19 protein-coding genes are annotated in these 19,186 nt (G+C 69.4%); 12 read left to right on the plus strand and 7 right to left on the minus strand.

Features of this window, described 5'->3' with window-relative positions; translation table 11 throughout:
• Positions 1-262: 262 nt before the first annotated feature.
• Positions 263-541, minus strand: coding sequence for a hypothetical protein (locus tag ON19_RS24700; RefSeq protein WP_043697685.1), 279 nt, complete (start codon positions 539-541; stop codon positions 263-265).
• Positions 538-1,422, minus strand: coding sequence for a mycothiol conjugate amidase Mca (gene mca / locus ON19_RS24705; RefSeq protein ID WP_227954620.1), 885 nt, complete (start codon positions 1,420-1,422; stop codon positions 538-540). The genes ON19_RS24700 and mca overlap by 4 nt, the downstream gene beginning before the upstream one ends.
• Before the next feature lie 102 nt (positions 1,423-1,524).
• Here mca and ON19_RS24710 point away from each other — a divergent pair, with 102 nt between their 5' ends.
• Positions 1,525-1,995, plus strand: coding sequence for a DUF4307 domain-containing protein (locus tag ON19_RS24710; protein ID WP_043697690.1), 471 nt, complete (start codon positions 1,525-1,527; stop codon positions 1,993-1,995).
• Between the two features lie 298 nt (positions 1,996-2,293).
• Entirely contained in the window at positions 2,294-2,788 is a 495-nt protein-coding gene (greA, locus tag ON19_RS24715; protein ID WP_043697694.1) for a transcription elongation factor GreA, read from the plus strand.
• 97 nt (positions 2,789-2,885) lie between these two features.
• Here greA and ON19_RS24720 read toward each other — a convergent pair whose 3' ends face one another.
• A complete protein-coding gene (locus ON19_RS24720) occupies positions 2,886-4,028 on the minus strand; it encodes a cystathionine gamma-synthase (protein WP_043697695.1) in 1,143 nt (380 codons plus the stop codon).
• 230 nt (positions 4,029-4,258) lie between these two features.
• On the opposite strand from ON19_RS24720, the gene ON19_RS24725 reads away from it, so the two are divergent.
• Entirely contained in the window at positions 4,259-5,434 is a 1,176-nt protein-coding gene (locus ON19_RS24725) for an acyl-CoA dehydrogenase family protein (RefSeq protein ID WP_043697696.1), read from the plus strand.
• A 134-nt stretch (positions 5,435-5,568) separates the two neighbouring features.
• Here the strand turns inward: ON19_RS24725 and ON19_RS24730 are convergent, their stop codons facing one another.
• Complete coding sequence (locus tag ON19_RS24730; protein ID WP_083899612.1) at positions 5,569-6,540, minus strand: mechanosensitive ion channel family protein; 972 nt, start codon at positions 6,538-6,540, stop codon at positions 5,569-5,571.
• 280 nt (positions 6,541-6,820) lie between these two features.
• Between ON19_RS24730 and ON19_RS24735 the strand changes: the two genes are divergently transcribed.
• A complete protein-coding gene (locus ON19_RS24735; RefSeq protein WP_043697700.1) occupies positions 6,821-8,452 on the plus strand; it encodes an HD domain-containing phosphohydrolase in 1,632 nt (543 codons plus the stop codon).
• Between the two features lie 296 nt (positions 8,453-8,748).
• Positions 8,749-9,228, plus strand: coding sequence for a DUF4254 domain-containing protein (locus tag ON19_RS24740; protein ID WP_051169277.1), 480 nt, complete (start codon positions 8,749-8,751; stop codon positions 9,226-9,228).
• Positions 9,229-9,241: 13 nt separating this feature from the next.
• On the opposite strand, the gene ON19_RS24745 is transcribed toward ON19_RS24740, so the two are convergent.
• Positions 9,242-10,630, minus strand: a complete 1,389-nt coding sequence (locus ON19_RS24745; protein ID WP_043697701.1) for a cystathionine beta-synthase — start codon at positions 10,628-10,630, stop codon at positions 9,242-9,244.
• A gap of 103 nt (positions 10,631-10,733) precedes the next feature.
• On the opposite strand from ON19_RS24745, the gene ON19_RS24750 reads away from it, so the two are divergent.
• From ON19_RS24750 to ON19_RS24760, 3 genes are all read left to right on the plus strand, one after another.
• Positions 10,734-11,195 carry a hypothetical protein gene (locus tag ON19_RS24750; protein WP_043697702.1) on the plus strand — a complete coding sequence of 154 codons (462 nt, stop codon included), beginning with the start codon at positions 10,734-10,736 and terminating at the stop codon, positions 11,193-11,195.
• Between the two features lie 98 nt (positions 11,196-11,293).
• A complete protein-coding gene (locus tag ON19_RS24755; RefSeq protein ID WP_043697703.1) occupies positions 11,294-12,181 on the plus strand; it encodes an SGNH/GDSL hydrolase family protein in 888 nt (295 codons plus the stop codon).
• Between the two features lie 44 nt (positions 12,182-12,225).
• Positions 12,226-13,446, plus strand: a complete 1,221-nt coding sequence (locus ON19_RS24760; protein ID WP_043697705.1) for an acetyl-CoA C-acetyltransferase — start codon at positions 12,226-12,228, stop codon at positions 13,444-13,446.
• Positions 13,447-13,504: 58 nt separating this feature from the next.
• Here the strand turns inward: ON19_RS24760 and ON19_RS24765 are convergent, their stop codons facing one another.
• Together ON19_RS24765 and ON19_RS24770 are read right to left on the minus strand one after the other, a co-directional pair.
• Positions 13,505-14,368: a Bax inhibitor-1/YccA family protein gene (locus ON19_RS24765; protein ID WP_043697707.1), complete on the minus strand. Its 864-nt coding sequence runs from the start codon at positions 14,366-14,368 to the stop codon at positions 13,505-13,507.
• Positions 14,369-14,502: 134 nt separating this feature from the next.
• Entirely contained in the window at positions 14,503-15,654 is a 1,152-nt protein-coding gene (locus ON19_RS24770) for a class I SAM-dependent methyltransferase (RefSeq protein ID WP_043697708.1), read from the minus strand.
• A gap of 672 nt (positions 15,655-16,326) precedes the next feature.
• Between ON19_RS24770 and ON19_RS24780 the strand changes: the two genes are divergently transcribed.
• From ON19_RS24780 to ON19_RS24795, 4 genes are all read left to right on the plus strand, one after another.
• Positions 16,327-16,902, plus strand: a complete 576-nt coding sequence (locus tag ON19_RS24780; protein ID WP_043697710.1) for an AMIN-like domain-containing (lipo)protein — start codon at positions 16,327-16,329, stop codon at positions 16,900-16,902.
• A gap of 61 nt (positions 16,903-16,963) precedes the next feature.
• Positions 16,964-17,668: a hypothetical protein gene (locus ON19_RS39160; protein WP_051169271.1), complete on the plus strand. Its 705-nt coding sequence runs from the start codon at positions 16,964-16,966 to the stop codon at positions 17,666-17,668.
• A 93-nt stretch (positions 17,669-17,761) separates the two neighbouring features.
• Entirely contained in the window at positions 17,762-18,373 is a 612-nt protein-coding gene (locus tag ON19_RS24790; protein ID WP_043697712.1) for a DUF305 domain-containing protein, read from the plus strand.
• A gap of 138 nt (positions 18,374-18,511) precedes the next feature.
• Positions 18,512-19,063 (plus strand): Rv2240c family protein, encoded by a 552-nt coding sequence (locus tag ON19_RS24795; protein WP_043697714.1) that lies wholly within the window; start codon positions 18,512-18,514, stop codon positions 19,061-19,063.
• Positions 19,064-19,186 lie beyond the last annotated feature (123 nt).

A 19,186-nucleotide genomic window follows, 5' to 3' on the forward strand; every position in this document is an offset into this window, starting at 1 on the left:
GGCTGGGCGACCGTTGTCGTCCACGGCCTGGCCGCGCTCTCGAAGCCCTCGTCACCGGCCACCAGCACGCGGCCGGGCAGCGCGGTCCGCAGTTCGTCGAATGTCATTGCCTGTCCTGACTCTCAGCCTTCGGAAGCAGACGCGAGCAACGAATTCGATACCGGCCGCCCGGGAGGGGCCGTGGTTCGTGCCGCGACTATCTCAGTGACGAAAGAGAACGCGGAAAGGTAACAACGCGCAGCTCAGCGGGGCCGTGCGCCGGTCAGCTCGACTCGGCGCGCCCGTCGGGGTCGGCGCCCTTCGACTCCTCGGCACGCCGGGTGATGCCGTGCTCGGTCCCCTCGTCGGCCTCCTGGTCCGGCTCCGGGTGCTCGGGCTCGAAGGTCGCGGGCAGGCCCTTGATGTGCCGGTTCATCGACCGGATCAGCAGGAAGGTGCCCGCGAGCAGGAGCAGCACGATGACCAGGCCGAGCGGCGACGCCTTGCCGAACTCGGGGCCGGTCGGCGTGCCGGGCGTCTGGGCGAGCAGGACCAGCGTCACGACCGCTCGTCCTCGATGCCCGCGAACAGGTCGGTCTCCGGCAGCTCGGTGCTCACCCTGGTCTTGGCCAGCTCGAACTCCTCGGTCGGCCACAACCGCTGCTGCATCTCCAGCGGCACGGCGAAGAACGCGCCGTTGGGGTCGATCTGCGTCGCGTGCGCGCGCAAGGCGTCGTCGCGCTGCGGGAAGTACTTGGAGCACTCGATCTGGGTGGTGATCCGGGAGAACAAGTCACCGCGCTCGGCGGTGTACTTGCGCATCCGGTCCAGCCACTCCTGCATCGGGAACGGCTCGCCGAGACGCTCGTACTCCGCGGCGAACACCTCCATCCGCCGCACGCTGAAGCCGTGGTCGTAGTACAGCTTGAGCGGCGTCCACGGTTCGCCCGCCGCGGGGAAGCGCTCGGGGTCGCCCGCCGCCTCGAACGCGGCCATCGACACCTCGTGGCAGCGGATGTGGTCGGGGTGCGGGTAGCCGCCGGTCTCGTCGTAGGTGGTGATCACGTGCGGCTTGAACTCGCGCACCACGCGCACCAGGGCCTCGGTGGCCTCCTCCAGCGGAACCAGCGCGAAGCAGCCCTCGGGCAGCGGCGGCAGCGGGTCGCCCTCGGGCAGGCCCGAGTCGACGAAGCCGAGCCAGTGCTGGCGCACGCCGAGCGCGCGGGCCGCGGCGGCCATCTCCTCGCGGCGGATCTCGTGGATCCGCTCCAGGACGCCTGGCGTGTCCATGGCCGGGTTAAGAATGCTTCCGCGCTCTCCGCCGGTCAGCGTCACGACGAGGACGTCGTGTCCTTCGTCGGCGTAGCGGGCGGTCGTCGCGGCACCCTTGCTGGATTCGTCGTCTGGGTGGGCGTGCACCGCCATGAGGCGAAGGCCACTCACGTCTCGTTCTCCGTCGCTCTCGGTCGCGGGTGTCGGGGCTTCGTTACCTATAGTTCCATTCGACCCACATTTGTTCCGACGTACCCCCCGGGAGCGACCAGCATGAGCCAGCCCGCGCCGGAAGCCGGCGGTGACGCCGAGGCCAGGGCCGCGTCGCCCGGCGGCCCGCCCGCCGACCGCTACGGCACCCGGCCCCGCAAGCGGCGCCGCTGGGTCGCGCCCGCGCTCGGCGTGGTCGTGGTGCTCGCCGGGCTCGGCATCGCCTATCTCGGATACCAGAAGTACGGGCCGGACGACATCGAGGCCGAGCAGCTCGGGTACGTCGTCGTCGACGACTCGACCATGACCATCCGGCTCAAGGTCACCAGGGCCGACCCACAGCGGCCGGTCGTGTGTTTCGTTCGCGCCATGGCGCGTGACGGCTCCGAACTCGGCCGCCGCGAGGTGCTGGTCGAACCGTCGGGCAGCGGGACGGTGGAACTGACCACCGTCGTGCGCTCATCCGCACGGCCCGCCTCTGGCAGCGTTTACGCGTGCAGCGATCAGGTACCCGGCTATCTACGAGCTGGCTGATTTCCGCGCATTCACCGGCGACCTGCCCACGAAATCAACTCCGACCTGCACATTTGTGAATCATGCTAAAATGGCGTGATACACGGTTCCGGGGCTCGGAGCCGTGTTTGCTGCATTGGCGGCCAGCGCTGACGGTTCGGGCTTGCGAGCTTGCCCGCGACCAAGGGCCTGTCGGGGTTCGTTGAACTTCCCAGGATCGCTCTAGCCGTCGACTGGTGCGTGCCCGCTTCCGGGTGGGTACACGCCGGTGCTCAGGGAATCCCGGCCCGCCGGGAACAACTACTAGGGAGTGATCGAGATGACTGAGACGCAAGTGACCTGGCTGACCCCGGAGTCGCACGACAGGCTCAAGAGCGAACTCGACGCGCTCATCGCCAACCGTCCGGTCATCGCCGCCGAGATCAACGAACGCCGGGAAGAGGGCGACCTCAAGGAGAACGGCGGGTACCACGCCGCGCGCGAGGAGCAGGGTCAGCAGGAGGCGCGCATTCGCCAGCTGCAGGAGCTGCTGAACAACGCCAAGGTCGGGGTCGCCCCCACCAAATCCGGCGTCGCGCTTCCCGGGTCGGTCGTCAAGGTCTACTACGACGGCGACGAGACGGACACCGAGACCTTCCTGATCGCCACGCGCGAGGAGGGCCTCAACGATTCCAAGCTGGAGACCTACTCGCCGAACTCCCCGCTCGGTGGCGCGCTCATCGACGCCAAGGTGGGCGAGACCAGGGAGTACACGCTGCCCAACGGCAACACGATGAAGGTCACCCTGCTCAGCGCCGAGCCCTACCACAGCTGATGCACTCGGCCGTGGCCCCGCGCCCGGCCGACACCCCCGCGGACACGAGCGGCCGCGCCCGATCATCGGGTGCGGCCGCTTCCTCATATCCGTGAACCTAGCTCAATGCCTGCTCGATGTCCGCAAGCAGGTCGCTGACATCCTCGATTCCGACCGAGAGCCGCACCAGATCCGCGGGCACCTCCAGCTCGGAACCCTCCGTGGAGGCGTGCGTCATCGCGGCCGGATGCTCGATCAACGATTCGATGCCGCCCAGGGACTCGGCGAGGGTGAACACTTCGGTGCGCGAGCAGAATTTGCGCGCCGCCTCGACATCGCCGTGCAGGCGCACCGAGATCATCCCGCCGAACCGCCGCATCTGCTTGCCCGCGACGGCATGGCCCGGGTGCTCGGGCAGGCCGGGGTAGATCACCTGCGAGATCGCGGGGTGCCCGGACAGGAACTCGGCCAGGGTTTCGGCGTTGTCGCAGTGCCGCTCCATCCGCAGCGCGAGGGTCTTGATGCCGCGCAGCGTGAGGAAGGCGTCGAACGGGCCGGGCACCGCGCCCGCGCCGTTCTGCAGGAACGCGAACGCCGTGTCGAGTTCCGGATCGTTCGTGATCAGCGCGCCGCCGATGACGTCGGAGTGCCCGCCCAGGTACTTGGTGGTGGAGTGCACCACGATGTCGGCGCCCAGCAGCAGGGGCTGCTGCAGATAAGGGGTCGCGAAGGTGTTGTCCACCACCAGTTTCGCGCCCGCGGCGTGCGCGACGTCGGCCAGCGCGGGGATGTCGCCGATGCTCAGCAGCGGGTTGGTCGGGGTCTCGATCCACACCAGCTTGGTGTTCGGCCGGATCGCGGCGCGCATCTCGTCCACGTTGAACACGTGCGCGGGGGAATGCTCGATGCCCCACTGGCTGAAGACCTTGTCGATCAGCCGGAAGGTGCCGCCGTAGGCGTCGTCGGGGATCACGATGTGATCACCCGGACGCAGCGTGGCGCGCAGCGCACAGTCGGTCGCGGCCATGCCGGACGCGAACGCCCGGCCGTAGCGGCCCGATTCCAGCGCGGCGAGGTTCGCCTCCAGCACCGACCGCGTCGGGTTGCCGGTGCGGGCGTATTCGAAACCGCCGCGCAACCCGCCGACGCCGTCCTGGGCGAACGTCGAACTCGCGTAGATGGGCACATTCACCGCGCCGGTCTGCGGATCGGGTTCGTACCCGGCGTGCACGGCCCGTGTGGAGAATCCCAGCTCGCTCATGAGGGCCAGCCTAATCGGGGCGATGCCCGGGCAACTTCCCGGTCTTGCATATCGCGACCGTGCGCGCGGGCAAATCGGGCAAATCTCCGCAACGGCGTCGGCACGGCGCCCTCGCGCCCTTCGATGCGATCGAATTTACGTGCGCATCACTTCTGTGCCGGAAATCTTGCGTCCGAGACCGGCGACGTGAGCTCGGTCTCCTCGCATCCGTCCCCGTTTACGCTGAGTCCATGGTCACCGTGGAAGAACTCTTCGCCACCGATGCGCTGCTGTCCGAGGACGAGCGCGAGATCCGGGACACCGTCGCGGCCTTCGCGGCCGAGCGGCTGCGTCCGCACATCGCGGAGTGGTTCGAGGCGGGCACCTTCCCGGCCCGCGAGATCGCCCCGGAACTGGGCGAGCTCGGCCTGCTCGGCATGCATCTGGAGGGATACGGCTGCGCGGGCATGTCGGCGACCACCTACGGCCTGGCCTGCCAGGAGCTCGAGGCGGTCGACTCCGGCGTCCGCAGCATGGTCTCGGTCCAGGGCTCGCTGGCGATGACCGCGATCCACAAATACGGCTCAGAGGAACAGAAGCAGCAGTGGTTGCCCGAGCTGGCCGCGGGCCGCGCGCTCGGCTGCTTCGGGCTGACCGAACCCGACTTCGGCTCGAACCCGGGCGGCATGCGCACCCGGGCCGAGCGCGACGGCGCCGACTGGGTGCTGAACGGCTCGAAGATGTGGATCACCAACGGGTCGGTGAGCGACGTCGCGGTGGTCTGGGCGCAGACCGAGAACGAGGGCAAGCAGGTGATCCGCGGGTTCCTGGTACCCGCGGGCACGCCCGGGTTCACGGCGCGGGAGATGCACCGCAAACTGTCGCTGCGCGCGTCGGTCACCGCGGAGCTGGACTTCGACGACGTCCGCCTGCCCGCCGACGCGGTGCTGCCCGGGTCGCGCGGCCTGGCCTCGCCGCTGGCCTGCCTGGGCGAGGCGCGGTTCGGCATCGTCTTCGGCGCGCTGGGCGCGGCTCGCGAATGTCTGGCGTCCACCATCGAGTACGCCAGGACCCGCGAGGTGTTCGACAAGCCGCTTGCCGCCTACCAGCTCACCCAGGCCAAACTCGCCGACATGGCGCTGGAGTTCGGCAAAGGTCAGCTGCTCGCGCTGCACATCGCGCGGCTCAAGGACCGCGGCGCGGTCACGCCCGAACAGGTGAGCGCGGGCAAGCTGAACAGCACGCGCGAGGCCATCGCCATCGCTCGCGAGTGCCGGACCATCCTCGGGGCCAACGGCATCACGCTCGACTACCCCGTGCTTCGCCATGCGAACAATTTGGAGTCGGTGCTCACCTACGAAGGCACCGCCGAGGTGCACCAGCTGGTGCTCGGCCGGGCCTTGACGGATGCGAATGCCTTCCGCTGAAAACGCTTCGGACTTCGAATTTCTGGAGTTCGATTATCTGACGAACCGTGGCGGATAAAAATCGCCGATCAGAGAAAACTGGACAATTGCCACGCTGAGGCACATCACAACGGGGTGTGCCTCCAGGCGGGTCGCTAGCGGAAATCGTCCCCATCGAGGTAGTCCCCCGGCTGCGGATAGACCGGCCTCGACCCCTCCCCACGGTGCCGCCCCCGGGGCCGCGCGCCGTGCTGTTCCCAGTGCCGCGCCGGACCACCTTGCCACTGCCCTCCCTCGTCGGTACCGACCGACCGGTCCCACAGCCAGTCTTCATCGGGGCCGGGCCGGTCCTCCCACTGCTGCCCCCGCGCCGCTTGCTGATCCATCCACAGTTGCTCGCGAGCGGCGTCCGCGCGGCCGTGCCGGTATGCCGCGGCGTGTCCACGGACCGCGGGCATCTGCTCCTCGAGACCACTGAGCCAGTTCTCCCAGCGCTGCTGCATCGGGCGGATCATGCCGCCGCCGACCCCGACCACCAGGATGCCGCCGATGGTGGCGAGCACGGTGACCAGGATCGGCAGCGTCACCGAGGTGGCCACGCCGACCTGGTCGAGTGCCGCCACGATGCCGACGCCCCACACGAACACCGCCGCGATCCGGCCGACCATCGCGCCGTAGGACAGCCCGCCGAGCAGGCTGCCCACCATGTCGCGCACCGCGTGGGCGACCGCGCCCGCGACCACCAGGATGACGATCGCGACCCCCGCCTTGGGCAGCCAAGCGACCACGCCGGTGATCGTTTCGCTCACCGGGTTCGGGCCGAACACCCCGAAGCCGAGTTGCAGCGCGATCAACAGGACCGCGTAGTACGCCAGCTTCGCCAGGACCTCACCGGCGTCGTACCGGCTGCGCGACAGCACCTGCCCGATGCCGCCGCGCTCGGTGAGCCGGTCGAATCCGATCCGTCGCAGCACCTTGCCGACGATCGCGGCGGTCGCTTTCGCGACCAGCCAGCCGATGAACAGGATGACGAGAAACCCGGCGAACTCGGGCACGAACGTCGCCACGGAACTCCACGCGTCGGACAGCCCCTGCTGGTAATCGATGGCCGAACCGGAGGTGCGCATTACCTTCCCTTCGCTGTCTGTCGGCGACATGAGTGTTTGCCAGGATTGCGTCCCGCCTGGTTATACCTCCAATACTTGCCTCGAAGTCCGCATTCGCGAGTAAATTGCCATATTTATTTCCGACCGGTGTGGAATCGAATTCACCGTGTCGGAGACCGGAAGTGAGCCTGTTCCGGTCGCGCACGGGCTAATTCCCGGCATGCGGCACGGGACGCGGATTCCGTTCCACGAGAAGCGAATCGGTCCTGCGCGACCCGCGCGCGGACACTACTGTCGGTGCATGTCGTCGATCCGCGCCACCGAGGTGCTCGCGGCGCTGTCGCTCACCACCGATCTCGCCACCGGAATGCCGTTCGAGAAGGGGCTGGCCACCTGCCTGCTCGCCACCGGCCTCGCCGAACGGATCGGACTGCCGGACGCCGAGCGCCGCGCGGTCTTCCTCGCCGCCCTGCTCGGCGCGGTCGGGTGCACCAGCCGAGCCTCGGAGAACGCGGAGGCCTACGCCGACGACATCGCCTTCCAGCGTGCGTGCCACGTGCTCGATCCCGGCGATCCCGGCGTCTTCACCGCGCAGTTGCGCCGGTTCGGGAGTTGGTCGCCCGCGGCCCAATCGGCACTGCGCAATCGGTTCGTCGCGCAGATGCCGGCCGGCGCGCCGCAACAGGCCCTGCGCTCGTCGTGCGAGATCGTCCGGACGTTCGGGTCACGACTGGGTCTGCCGAACGCCGCCGTTCGCGCGCTGACCGAGGTGGAGGAACGCTGGGACGGACTCGGTGCGCCGGAACAGCTGCACGGAGAAGCCATCTCGCTTCCCGGTCGAATCCTGCACGTGGCCGAACAGGCGGTGCTCGCGCTCGACGCGGTCGGCCAGGAACCCGCGACCGGGCACGGCGACACCTCGCCCAGTGGCATCGGACATCCGGCGGACCCGGCAGCCGAGCCGGACCGGCCCCGCGCCGCCTTGGGCACTATCGCGCGGCGGCTGCACATCGTCCTCGCCGAGTTGCGGCGACGGGCAGGCGGGCACCTCGATCCCGACCTGGTCGCCGTCTGCGACGCCGCCCTCATCCGAGAGGCGCTCGACGTACCCGACCTGCTCGCCGCCGTCCTGGCCGCGGAACCGGGCACGCCGAGCTCACTTCCGGTCGAAGAACTCGACCGGCCCAGCCTGGCGCTGGCCATGATCGTCGACTTGAAGGGCCGCTACCTGCTGGGACATTCGGCGCATGTCGCCGGACTGGCCGCGGCCGCGGCCACCAGGATGGGCCTGCCCGCCGACGAACGGGCGGCACTGCGGGCCGCCGCCCTGCTGCACGACCTCGGCCGCGCCGCGGTGTCCAGCGCGGTCTGGGACCGCGGCGGCCCGCTCGGCCGCGCGGACTGGAAACGCGTTCGCCTGCACAGCTATTGGACCGAACGTATCCTGCGCCGCTGCCCCGGGCTGGCAGATCTGGCCGAGCTCGCGGCAGGTCATCACGAGCGGCTCGACGGCAGCGGCTATCCCCGGGGCAAGCAGGACACTTCGCCCGCCTCCCGACTACTCGCGGCCGCGGACGTCTTCGCGGCCTGCACCGAGGCGCGGCCCTATCGTCCCGCGGCCCGTCCCGCCGAAGCCGCGGCTCACCTGGGCGCCGAGGTCACCGCGGGCCATCTCGACGGCGACGCCTGCGCCGCCGTGATCGCGGCCGCCGAGGACCGCGCCCACCACGCCGCCCACGGGCTCTCCGACACCGAGGTCGACGTCCTCCGCCTGACCGCCCGTGGCCGCAGCGGCCGCGAGATCGCCGCCGAACTCCTTCTTCCCGAACGCACCGTCACCCACCACCTCACCGAACTCCGCGGCAAGACCGGCCAGCACACCCGCGCGGGCGCCGCCGTCTTCGCCATGTCCCATCAGCTCTTGCCCGGCTGACCGACCGCACGCCCCGGATGAGGTTCTCGCGCCTCGCACACCGAGCGAGGATGTATCGGGATGTGCCGCGGTAGACCTCACAGGATCGGGGCTGGAAGCGGTAGAGGATTGTTACCTCTTGTCATTCAGGTGCCATTTGAGCGTCACCCTCAGGCCAGCGCGAACGCGGATGATATAGGAGGACACGGGCATTGGGGCGATGCCTCCACCACCACCCAATCGGAGGTGCACGATGCACACGTTCTCGATCGACCGCAGCGCACTCCGGTCGGTTCCGAATGCACTGGGAGCCGACCATGTTCGTGCGTGACCACCTGCCGCGGCGCTCGCACGGCGTCGCCCGCACACTGCCGGATCAGCGCGAACTGGTCGCCGCCTTCGGCGGTCACCCGAGCGATTCGGGCGAAGACCACCCGCTGGTCGCCTGGGCCAGGGCACTGGCCGCGCTACACCGGCAGCGCCACTGCGATCCGCTGGCCGCCGCCGGAATAGATTGCCGCCGAGCCGAACTGGTGGCGACCATCGACGCGTGGGTGGTCGAGCAACTGCCGCGCAAGCGTTCGGCCGACCGTCTGCGCGCCGAATCCCTCGGCGCCACGGTCGACCGCATGGCCGCCGCCCACGTCCACGCCAGCCACCTACTGCACACCGCCGAGAAGGTGTCCGACGCCCGCGTGCACGCCGCCTGGTACCGGCTGGCCCTGCTGGCCGACGAATGGACCGACCTGATCACCGGCGGCGTGCGCGAAACGGTGCGCGGCAGGAGACCGGCCTAGCGCGCGGCCGCGCCTACTTGCCGAGGCTGCCCGTGCTGAGGAAGCCGAGCAGGTCGTGGCGGGTGATCACGCCGACCGGTTTGCCGTCCTCGACGACCATGAGCGCGTCGGTGTCCGAGAGCGCCTTGGTCGCGGCGGAGATGGGCTCACCCGAGCCGATCAGCGGGAACGAGGGGCTCATGTGCTGGGCCACCGAATCGGTCAGGTGGGCGCGGCCCTCGAAGACCGCCGACAGCAGATCGCGTTCGGAAACGCTGCCCGCGACCTCGCCCGCCATGACCGGCGGCTCGGCGCCGACCACGGGCATCTGGGACACGCCGTACTCGCGCAGGATCTCGATCGCGTCGCGCAGCGTTTCGGACGGGTGGGTGTGCACCAGGTCGGGCAGCTCGCCGGACTTGCCGCGCAACACGTCACCCACGAGTGGTTCGGCTGTGCCGTCCAGCCGTTCGCGCAGGAAGCCGTAGGAGCTCATCCACTCGTCGTTGAAGATCTTCGACAGGTAACCGCGGCCGCCGTCGGGCAGCAGCACCACGACCACCGCGTCCGGGTCGCGCCGCGCCACCTCGACGGCCGCGACGACCGCCATGCCGCAGGAACCGCCGACCAGCAGGCCCTCCTCGCGGGCCAGCCTGCGGGTCATGTCGAACGAATCCGCGTCGGAGACCGCGATGATCTCGTCCGGCACGGCGGGGTCGTAGGCGGACGGCCAGAAGTCCTCGCCGACGCCCTCGACCAGATACGGCCGCCCGGTACCGCCGGAGTACACCGAGCCCTCCGGGTCGGCGCCGATGATCTGCACCTTCCCGCCGGAGACCTCCTTGAGGTAGCGGCCGGTGCCGGTGATGGTGCCGCCGGTGCCGACGCCGGCCACGAAGTGGGTGACCTTGCCGTCGGTGTCGCGCCAGATCTCCGGGCCGGTGGTCTCGTAGTGGCTGTCGGGGCCGCCGGGGTTGGAGTACTGGTCGGGTTTCCACGCACCGTCGATCTCGCGCACCAGGCGGTCGGAGACGCTGTAGTAGCTGTCGGGGTGATCCGGCGGCACAGCGGTCGGGCAGACCACGACCTCGGCGCCGTAGGCGCGCAGCACGTTGCGCTTGTCCTCGCTGACCTTGTCGGGGCAGACGAACACGCAGTTGTAGCCGCGCTGCTGGGCGACCAGGGCGAGGCCGACGCCGGTGTTGCCGGAGGTGGGCTCGACGATGGTGCCGCCGGGCCGCAGCTTGCCGGACTGCTCGGCGGCGTCGATCATCTTCACCGCGATCCGGTCCTTCGAGCTGCCGCCGGGGTTGAGGTATTCGATCTTGGCCGCGACCAGCCCCGCGTTCGGTCCCACGACCGAGTTCAACCGGACCAGCGGCGTGTTGCCGATGAGATCCACGACATGATCCGCGATGCGCATGGACCCCATCGTTGCAGACGCACTAACTGTGAGTTCGCGCACGCCGCACGCAGCGGGCCCGGACTACCGGCGAATCGGCGCGCGCACCCTTAGGATCGCTGCCATGAGGCAGCCGAACATCGCCCGGGCCGCAATGCTTCTGGCCGGATCGGCGGTGGCTCTAATGGTCGGATCCGGTGCGCAAGCGGAAGCGGCGACCGTCGAGTTCCCGCAGGTGCCCACACTGGCGCGCGGTGGTCTGTGCTGGACCAGCATCCGCACCTGGGCCGACACCAGTCCGGAATGGCCCGGTCGCGCCATTCTCAATGTTCGTGCGCTACCCGTGACCGGCATCGGGCCCGGTATCTATCCGCTGGCGCCGCTGTGCGAGGTGCGCACCACGGTGGCGTGGCGCAATGTCACCACCGGCGCCACGGGCAGCTACGACAACACGGTGGTCACCGGCATCTACGGCAGCATCCAGTACGCGCTGTTCCAGGACACCGGACCGGGCTTGGTGGAGGTCACCATCTCCACCGACGCCGCGAGCGTCCCGGCCCGCGGCGCGTTCCTGGTCCCGGCCTGACGGAGGGATATCCGGTCGACCGCATCCGAGCGGTTGCCGACCGTGGGTGACGCGGTCGGCCACTGGTCGTTTCGGCCGGATTTCGTAAAATTCCTGCCGTGAGCGCACCTCAGTTTCGCTGGCGTACCGCGGCGGTGACCGGCGCCGCGGCCGTGCTGGCCGGTTCGGGCGCGGGCACCGCATGGTGGGCGACCTATCGCCTGCTCATGGCTCAGGCGGGCGTCGCCCGCGGCGCGATCGGCCGGGACACCTCGAAGCCGCCGGAAGCGGACGGCATCTACACCGCGGGCTGCGCGGAGCCCGAGCCGTGGCGCACCGGAAAGCACACCGACCTGCACCTGATGATCTTCGGCGACTCCACCGCGGCGGGCCTCGGCTGCCTGGTGGCCGACGAGGTGCCGGGCGTCCGCCTGGCCCGCGGCCTCGCCGAAGCGACCGGCCTGCGGATCCGGTTGAGCACCAAAGCGATCTCCGGCGCCACGTCCAAGGGCTTGGCCGGTCAGGTGGACGCGATGTTCGTCGCGGGTCCGCCGCCGGACGCCGCGGTCATCCTGGTCGGCGCCAACGACGTCACCAAGAAGCATTCGATCCGGGCCTCCGCGCGCAGGCTCGCCGCTGCCGTCGCCCGGTTGCGCCGCGCCGACGCGGTGGTGGTGGTCGGCACCTGCCCCAATCTGGGCACCGTCACGGCCATCCCGCAGCCGCTGCGCACCGTCGTGCACAACTGGAGCCTGCGGCTGGCCAGGGCACAGCACGTGGCGACGACGGTCGCGGGCGGGCATCCGGTGCGGATGGGCTACCTGCTCGCCCCCGAATTCCGCGCCGCACCCGAACTCCTCTTCGCGGCCGACGGCTTCCATCCGTCTGCGGCGGGTTACGAACTGGCCGCTGCGCAATTGCTGCCGGTACTGCTCGAGGCGCTGGGCGGGACACCCGCTTCCCGTACTCCACGGCGGGACGTAGATTCGGTACGAACCCATGAGTAACCGAACGAAGGGTTCGTCAGAACCGTCCGACCCAAGGAGTCCTCATGCCTGAGGCCGTCATCGTTTCGACCGCACGCTCCCCGATCGGCCGGGCCCGCAAGGGTTCGCTGGTCGACCTGCGGCCCGACGATCTGACCACGCAGATTGTGCGGGCAGCGCTCGACAAGGTGCCTGCCCTGGACCCGGCCCAGATCGACGACCTGATCCTGGGCTGCGGTTCGCCCGGCGGCGAGCAGGGCTTCAATATCGCCCGCGTCGTCGCCGTGCAGCTCGGCTACGACTTCGTGCCCGGCACCACCGTGCACCGCTACTGCGCGTCGTCGCTGCAGTCCACCCGGATGGCGTTCCACGCGATCAAAGCGGGCGAGGGCGACGTGTTCATCTCCGCCGGCGTGGAGACCGTGTCGCGGTATGTGAACGGATCGTCCGACAGCTGGCCGAACACGCAGAACCCCCTGTTCACCGAGGCGCAGGAGCGCACCGCGAAGACCGCGGAGGGCGGCTCGGGCATCTGGCACGACCCGCGCGAGGACGGGCTGATCCCCGACGTCTACATCGCGATGGGCCAGACCGCCGAGAACGTGGCGACCTCCACCGGCATCACCCGCGAGGACCAGGACCGCTGGGGCGTGCGCTCGCAGAACCGCGCCGAAGAGGCCATCAAGAACGGCTTCTTCGAGCGGGAGATCACCCCGGTGACGCTGCCGGACGGCACCGTGATCAGCAAGGACGACGGCCCCCGCGCCGGCGTCACCTACGAGGCGGTCTCCGCGCTCAAGCCGGTGTTCCGCCCGGACGGCACCATCACCGCGGGCAACTGCTGCCCGCTCAACGACGGCGCAGCGGCGCTGGTGATCATGAGCGACACCAAGGCCGAGGAGCTGGGTCTGACGCCGCTGGCGCGGATCGTGTCCACCGGCGTGTCCGGCCTGTCGCCGGAGATCATGGGCTTGGGCCCGATCGAGGCGTGTAAGCGCGCGCTGGCGCTGGCGGGCAAGACCATCGACGACATCGACCTGGTGGAGATCAACGAGGCGTTCGCCGTGCAGGTGCTCGGCTCGGCACGGGAGCTGAAGATCGACGAGGACAAGCTGAACGTCTCCGGCGGCGCGATCGCGCTGGGCCACCCGTTCGGCATGACCGGCGCCCGGATCACCACCACGCTGCTCAACAACCTGCAGACCTACGACAAGCAGTTCGGTCTGGAGACCATGTGCGTCGGCGGCGGTCAGGGCATGGCGATGGTCATCGAACGTCTGAGCTGATCGGCATACGAAAAAGGGCGGTCGCCGGAGAACCGGCGACCGCCCTTTTGCCGAATGGCTAGTCGTTCTGGAAGTAACTCAGCAGCCGCAGGATCTCGACATACAGCCAGACAAGGGTGATGGTGAGGCCGAGGGCGACACCCCACGCGGCCCGCTCCGGGGCCTGCGCGCGGATCAGCTGGTCGGCGGCGTCGAAGTCGAGCAGGAAGCTGAACGCGGCGATGGCGATGACCACCAGGCTGAACACGATCGCCAGCGGGCCACCGTCACGCAGGCCGAGGCCGCCGTCGATGAAGAAGCTCGCGACCAGGTTGCCCAGCACCAGTACCAGGATGCCGATCATGGCGCCGACGATGATCCTGGTGAATCGCGGCGTCACCCGGATGGCGCCGGTCTTGTAGACCACCAGCATGCCCGCGAAGACACCGAACGTGCCGAGCACCGCCTGACCGATCAGCGCGCTACCGCCGACGCCACCGACCGCGATGTTGGTGAACATGAACGACAGCGCACCGAGGAAAAGGCCCTCGGCGACGGCGTAGGACAGCACCAGCACCGGGTTGTCCATCTTGTTCGCGAAGGTCGCGATCAGCACCAGCACCAGGCCGACCAGGCCGCCGCCGATCACGAACAGCGGGGCGAGCGAGGTGTTCGCGTTGGTGAGGCCGTAGGAGACGATCGCCGACAGCGCGAGCACGGCGAGGGTGATGCCCGTCTTGGTCACCACGTCGTCGATGGTCATCGCCCGGGTGGTGGGGGGAGCCTGCTGGTACTGCTGCGGATACTGCCCGTACTGCTGGGGCTGCTGACCGTACTGGTTGCCGAACTGTCCCGCGGAGGTCACGCCCGAACCGAAGCTGGCGTATCCACCGCCCTCCTGCCTTGGCAGGTTCCTGAAAACCGGATTGCTCGTGGTACGCATGTGAACGGCGTCCCTTTCTGGAGTCGTTGCCGCTGATCATCGAGTTGGTCCACTCGATATCCAACTGCCCTGTCCAACGTTTGTCATCCGTCGCGGGTTCCCGAGGGAGTCCCGCAGACCAGACAATTCGGACTCTACCGTTGCCGTGGGTCGTGCAGACCACGCACGGAACGAGTCACAGTGAATTTCCGGTTGCGGCCGACCACCTCGGTCCGGCCCACCATCCGTTCGACCACGGCCCGATAGTTCAGATGTGAGTTGTACACGGTCCACAGCTCTCCGCCGGGGCGCAGCACCCGCCCGGTCTCGGCGAACATCTTGATCGCCGATCCGGTGTGCACGGCCGCGCCGACGTGGAACGGCGGATTGCACAGCACCAGATCGGCGCTGTTGTCCGCGGCGGTGGACATCGCGTCGTCGCGCACGACGCACACGCGGTCGGCGACACCGTTCGCCTCGGCGGTCGCCCGCGCCGAGGCCACGGCGGCGGCGGATTGGTCCGTGGCGGTCACCTTGATGCCCGGCCGCGCGGTGGCCAGCGCGACGGCCAGGATGCCGGTACCGCAGCCGAGATCGATGGCGTCGCGGGCGTCCGGCTTCATCAGCTTCAGATGCTCGAGCAGGAATCTGGTGCCGATGTCCAGGCGCGCCCCGGAGAAGGCCGCGCCGTGCGCGACCACCTCGAGACCCAGTTCGTCCAGCCGATCGCGCACCGGAAACGGCTGACCCGCCACCGGTTTGGGTCCGGCCACCAGCAGGGTCCGCGACTTCTGCCTGCCGCGGCTGGCGCGCACCTCGGAGAACGATTGGGCCAGAACGTCGTTCATCGCCTTGGTCAGATACTTGTCCCGCCCGCCCGCGAACACCTCGACCGCCGGATCGGCGTAGCGCGCGATGGCGTCGGCGACCTCGGCCAGCCCCGCCAGCACCCGGGGTAGGCGAAGCAGCACCACCTGGGCATCACGCAGCAACCCGGCGCCGAGCGGGTGTGCGGTGTAGCGGTCCGACAGGCCGGCCACGCGAGCGTTGTTGGCCAGCGCGAGTTCGCCGGTGAGCAGATCCTGATGCACCCGGACGTCGCGCAGATCGTGCCCCGCGATGGCGCCGAGGGTCAGCGCGCCATAGGCGTCACCGACAATGGCTACCTTTCCGCTATCAGCGGTCGCCAAGGCGTCGGCCGCGACGTCGAGCATCAGCCGATCAGCGGCGTCCACGGCGTAGAGATTCAGTGCCTCCACGTCCGGATACCGCCGCAGCCGGCTCAGTACGTCCTCGACATGTCCCACACCTCAAGTGTGCTAGATCGTTGCCCACCGGTCGCGCCCACCCCGCCCTATCGATCTCGCGACCTGCGCGGCGAACCGGTGCGCGCGCTGAAGCGCACGCCGACAGACTGTTTCGCGTCGACGCCGGACAGCCGGCGTGACCGCCGTGTGCCCGCCGTCACCGGATCGTGCGAGACGACCGCCGGACGCGCTCGTCGCCGACGGAGTGCGGCGGGCGGACATCACCGCGACGCGCACGGTGCGGTTGTCACGCTGCGGACGCCCGAGCGCACCATCCACGAGATCGACTGCGCCGTCGACCCGACCAGCGGACTCGGCTCGGCGCCACACCGCGCCTCCATCATCACCACCGACCGCCGCCCGCGAGCAATCCCTGTCGCATCCGTAAATCACTGCCCCGCAATTCGATACCGAAACCTCGCGTCGCCGCAGACATCCGCTCCGGTCGGCGCCCTCGTGAAAGTGAACTGCCTACGGCAACCGGTACACGCGTGACGCCAGGACCCTTACACGCCGAACACCAGGAATGGCAATCGATTAGCAATCAGCCCGGTCGCACCGGCATACCAGCCGCGTCCACACTCGCCCGCGCACGCGGCCACCTGAGCGCGAATCAGCCGCAACACTCTCCGGTTACGCCATCCGAGCCCCTCCGCTGAGTAGCATCGGGCCATGCGCAACAGGATGGTGCTCACGGTCGCGGTCGCGACGGCACTTCTCGCGGGCTGTGGTGACGACCAGTCCACACCGGGTCTCCCGGTCGCTTCCATCACCGGCACGTCGGCCGCGGTTGCGCAGGCTCCACTACCCCAGGACACCGCGCCGAAGCAGGGCAAGGCGTCCGGCGACGCCGCGCTGACAGTGACCGACATTCGCCTCGGGCGGCAGTCCGGCTTCGATCGCGTGGTCTACGACCTCGGCGGGGTCGGCACGCCCGGTTGGCTCGTCCGCTACACCGACGCCGCCGTGCAGGACGGCAGCGGCAATCCCGTGGACGTGGCGGGCCGGTCGATCCTCGAAGTGCGCATCCTCGGCTCGGCTTACCCGTTCGACAGCGGCGTGACGCCGTACGCGGGCCCGGACCCCGCCGTCGATTCGGCGGTCCCCGGCGTCGCGGGCGTCTACCGGACGACGGTGTTCGAAGGCGCCACCCAGTCGTTCATCGGCCTCCACGCCGACCGGCCCGCCTTCAGCGTCAGCGCGCTGTCCAACCCGACCCGGCTGGTCATCGACATCGCGAGCCCATAGATACCCCTACACCCAGGGGGTATGTTCAGCGGCGGACCGGCGGCGACTAGACTCGGCACTTGTGGTCGAACGCCGCCTCCGCCGCGCCGCCGGGCTCGCCCGGCTGCTCGGTGTGCTGGCGTTGCTCGCCGGGGTGGTCGCCATGCACTCGGTGATCTTCGGATCCGGGGCCCACACCCACGCCGCCGGTGCGCACGCGACCCCCGCTTCCGAAGCAGTAGTCGACGGAACCGGACGGCCTGGCGCGCCACCGGCCGCTTCCACTCCGCGACCGGCCTCCGATCATGACGAGACCAGACCGCATCACCATCGAGACGCAGTACCGTCGCCCGCGGACAGCACTTCGATCGGCCACGACCGGCTTCAGCCACAGGAGCCGACACACCCGGACAGCAGTGGGTTCTCGCCCACCATGGAAGCGCCGATAGTCGCTTCCGCCGATTCCTATGCCGCGCAGGTCACAAGGGCGATCACCGGCCCCGCGTCCTGGGCCGAAACAGCACGCTCGATGGTCGCGGCGGCCCTCACCGCGGACGACTCCCACTGCGCGGGCGGCGGGTGCGACGGCGCGCACAGCGCCTTGCACGGTTGCGTGTTCATCCTGGTCTCCCTCGTCGCACTGGTCGCGTTGGTGCTGCTCTACCGCATGGCGGTCGATCGCCCCGGCCGCGGTGTGGCGCGGCCGCGGCACTGGCGGCCGCGGCCGGAACGACCGCCGCCGTGGACCGTGCTCACCAGGGCTGAACTGGCGATTCTGCGGATCTGACACCTCCGCCGCCGCCGTGTGTCCGAACCACGGTCGCGGCGTTGTCCACTCCGTCCTCAGACTTCGCACTTCGCACTTCGCTAGGAGCCACCCATGTTCTCCACCCGTACCCGCCTGCCCCTCGTGCTCGCCGCGGCCGCCGCGGTGAGCCTCGCCGGATGCGGCGACGCCGACACCGGGCACACCACCGAGCACGGCAGCTCGACGACCGCTTCGGCCGCCCCCGGCACATCCGCGCGCGCCGAGCACAACGACGCCGACGTGATGTTCCTGCAGATGATGTATCCGCACCACGCGCAGGCCGTCGAAATGGCGCGGCTGGTGCCCACGCATACCGACAACCAGCAGCTGCGCGCGCTCGCCGCCAAGGTCGAGCAGGCACAGGCGCCGGAGATGCAGCAGATCACCACGCTGTTGCAGAGCTTCGGCAAGCCGGCGCCCACCCCGAGCGAAGGGCACGGCGGCCACGGAATGCCCGGCAGGATGTCCGCCGAGCAGATGGCGGCGCTGCAGGCGGCATCGGGTCCGGACTTCGACCGTCAGTGGCTGACCATGATGATCGAGCACCACGCGGGCGCGATCGCCATGGCCGAAACCGAACTGGCCGATGGCCGGAACCCCGACGCGAAGGCGCTCGCGGGCACGATCATCGCCGCCCAGCAGGCGGAGATCGAGCAGATGCGGGCCATGCCCGGCCAGAGCTGAACCGCCGCCCGCGCCGATATCGGTTGATCATCGATACCGGTGCGGGCGCACGTCGCTCGCCCGCACAACGTACGGTCGGATTGTCCGGCTCTGTTCCTCTGTCCCGGCCGGACTTCCGAGGGGAGTGAGGGACCGACCATGCCACTACTCGAACGCGCCGGCTTGCTCGCCGCCGCGATGGCCACCGCCGCGGGCGTGCTGATCATCGGCGCCTGCGCGCAGCAGGTTTCCGGCACGGCCGAGGTCAACCGGACCGACCTGGCCGCGTACGCCTCGGAGGTCACCTCCTCCTCGGCCGCCGCCTCGTCGTCGCGGACCGCCGCCGTCGAACGCGCGACCGGATCGGCGTGCGACGCCTTCCTCGCCGCGAACGGCAGCTCGGTGCGGGCGTTCAACGACTACATCGATGCCAGCAACGCAAAAGGCCGCAGCGATCCCGATACGAACGGCAAAGCCGACACCGCTGTCTCGACGCTGCGCAACAATGCGCGCTCGGTCGACCAGAACGTGTCCAGAGAGGTGCCGTCCGCGATCGCGAACCCGTTGCGCGCCTACCGCGACGACACCAATGCCTTGGCCGACACGCTGGACCGCCGGGCCGACACCGACACCCTGAACGCGGCGATCGACCGGTTCAACGCCACCAAGAACACCGCGCTGACGGCCTGCGAGGGGCACGGCACCCGTTAGCGGGCTGCCGTTCGCGCTTCGCCTTCGGACTCACTGCGTGCCCGACGGCATCGTGGCGAACGCCGACGGATGACGAGAGCGCCGGTCCGGAAAGGCTGAGCGGCGCCTTCTCATCGGTGAAGA

Source organism: Nocardia abscessus NBRC 100374, assembly GCF_000308455.1.
GTDB classification, from domain to species: domain Bacteria; phylum Actinomycetota; class Actinomycetes; order Mycobacteriales; family Mycobacteriaceae; genus Nocardia; species Nocardia abscessus.

Excerpts from the sequence above, each read along its gene's own strand:
- ON19_RS24750 (WP_043697702.1), top strand. The coding sequence starts at position 10,734 with ATGAGGCAGCCGAACATCGCCCGGGCCGCAATGCTTCTGGCCGGATCG.
- ON19_RS24745 (WP_043697701.1), bottom strand. The coding sequence starts at position 10,630 with ATGCGCATCGCGGATCATGTCGTGGATCTCATCGGCAACACGCCGCTG.
- ON19_RS24730 (WP_083899612.1), bottom strand. The coding sequence starts at position 6,540 with ATGCGCACCTCCGGTTCGGCCATCGATTACCAGCAGGGGCTGTCCGAC.
- ON19_RS24725 (WP_043697696.1), top strand. The coding sequence starts at position 4,259 with ATGGTCACCGTGGAAGAACTCTTCGCCACCGATGCGCTGCTGTCCGAG.
- ON19_RS24790 (WP_043697712.1), top strand. The coding sequence starts at position 17,762 with ATGTTCTCCACCCGTACCCGCCTGCCCCTCGTGCTCGCCGCGGCCGCC.
- ON19_RS24740 (WP_051169277.1), top strand. The coding sequence starts at position 8,749 with ATGTTCGTGCGTGACCACCTGCCGCGGCGCTCGCACGGCGTCGCCCGC.
- ON19_RS24760 (WP_043697705.1), top strand. The coding sequence starts at position 12,226 with ATGCCTGAGGCCGTCATCGTTTCGACCGCACGCTCCCCGATCGGCCGG.
- ON19_RS24735 (WP_043697700.1), top strand. The coding sequence starts at position 6,821 with ATGTCGTCGATCCGCGCCACCGAGGTGCTCGCGGCGCTGTCGCTCACC.
- ON19_RS24795 (WP_043697714.1), top strand. The coding sequence starts at position 18,512 with ATGCCACTACTCGAACGCGCCGGCTTGCTCGCCGCCGCGATGGCCACC.
- ON19_RS24720 (WP_043697695.1), bottom strand. The coding sequence starts at position 4,028 with ATGAGCGAGCTGGGATTCTCCACACGGGCCGTGCACGCCGGGTACGAA.
- greA (WP_043697694.1), top strand. The coding sequence starts at position 2,294 with ATGACTGAGACGCAAGTGACCTGGCTGACCCCGGAGTCGCACGACAGG.
- ON19_RS24780 (WP_043697710.1), top strand. The coding sequence starts at position 16,327 with ATGCGCAACAGGATGGTGCTCACGGTCGCGGTCGCGACGGCACTTCTC.
- ON19_RS24710 (WP_043697690.1), top strand. The coding sequence starts at position 1,525 with ATGAGCCAGCCCGCGCCGGAAGCCGGCGGTGACGCCGAGGCCAGGGCC.
- ON19_RS24765 (WP_043697707.1), bottom strand. The coding sequence starts at position 14,368 with ATGCGTACCACGAGCAATCCGGTTTTCAGGAACCTGCCAAGGCAGGAG.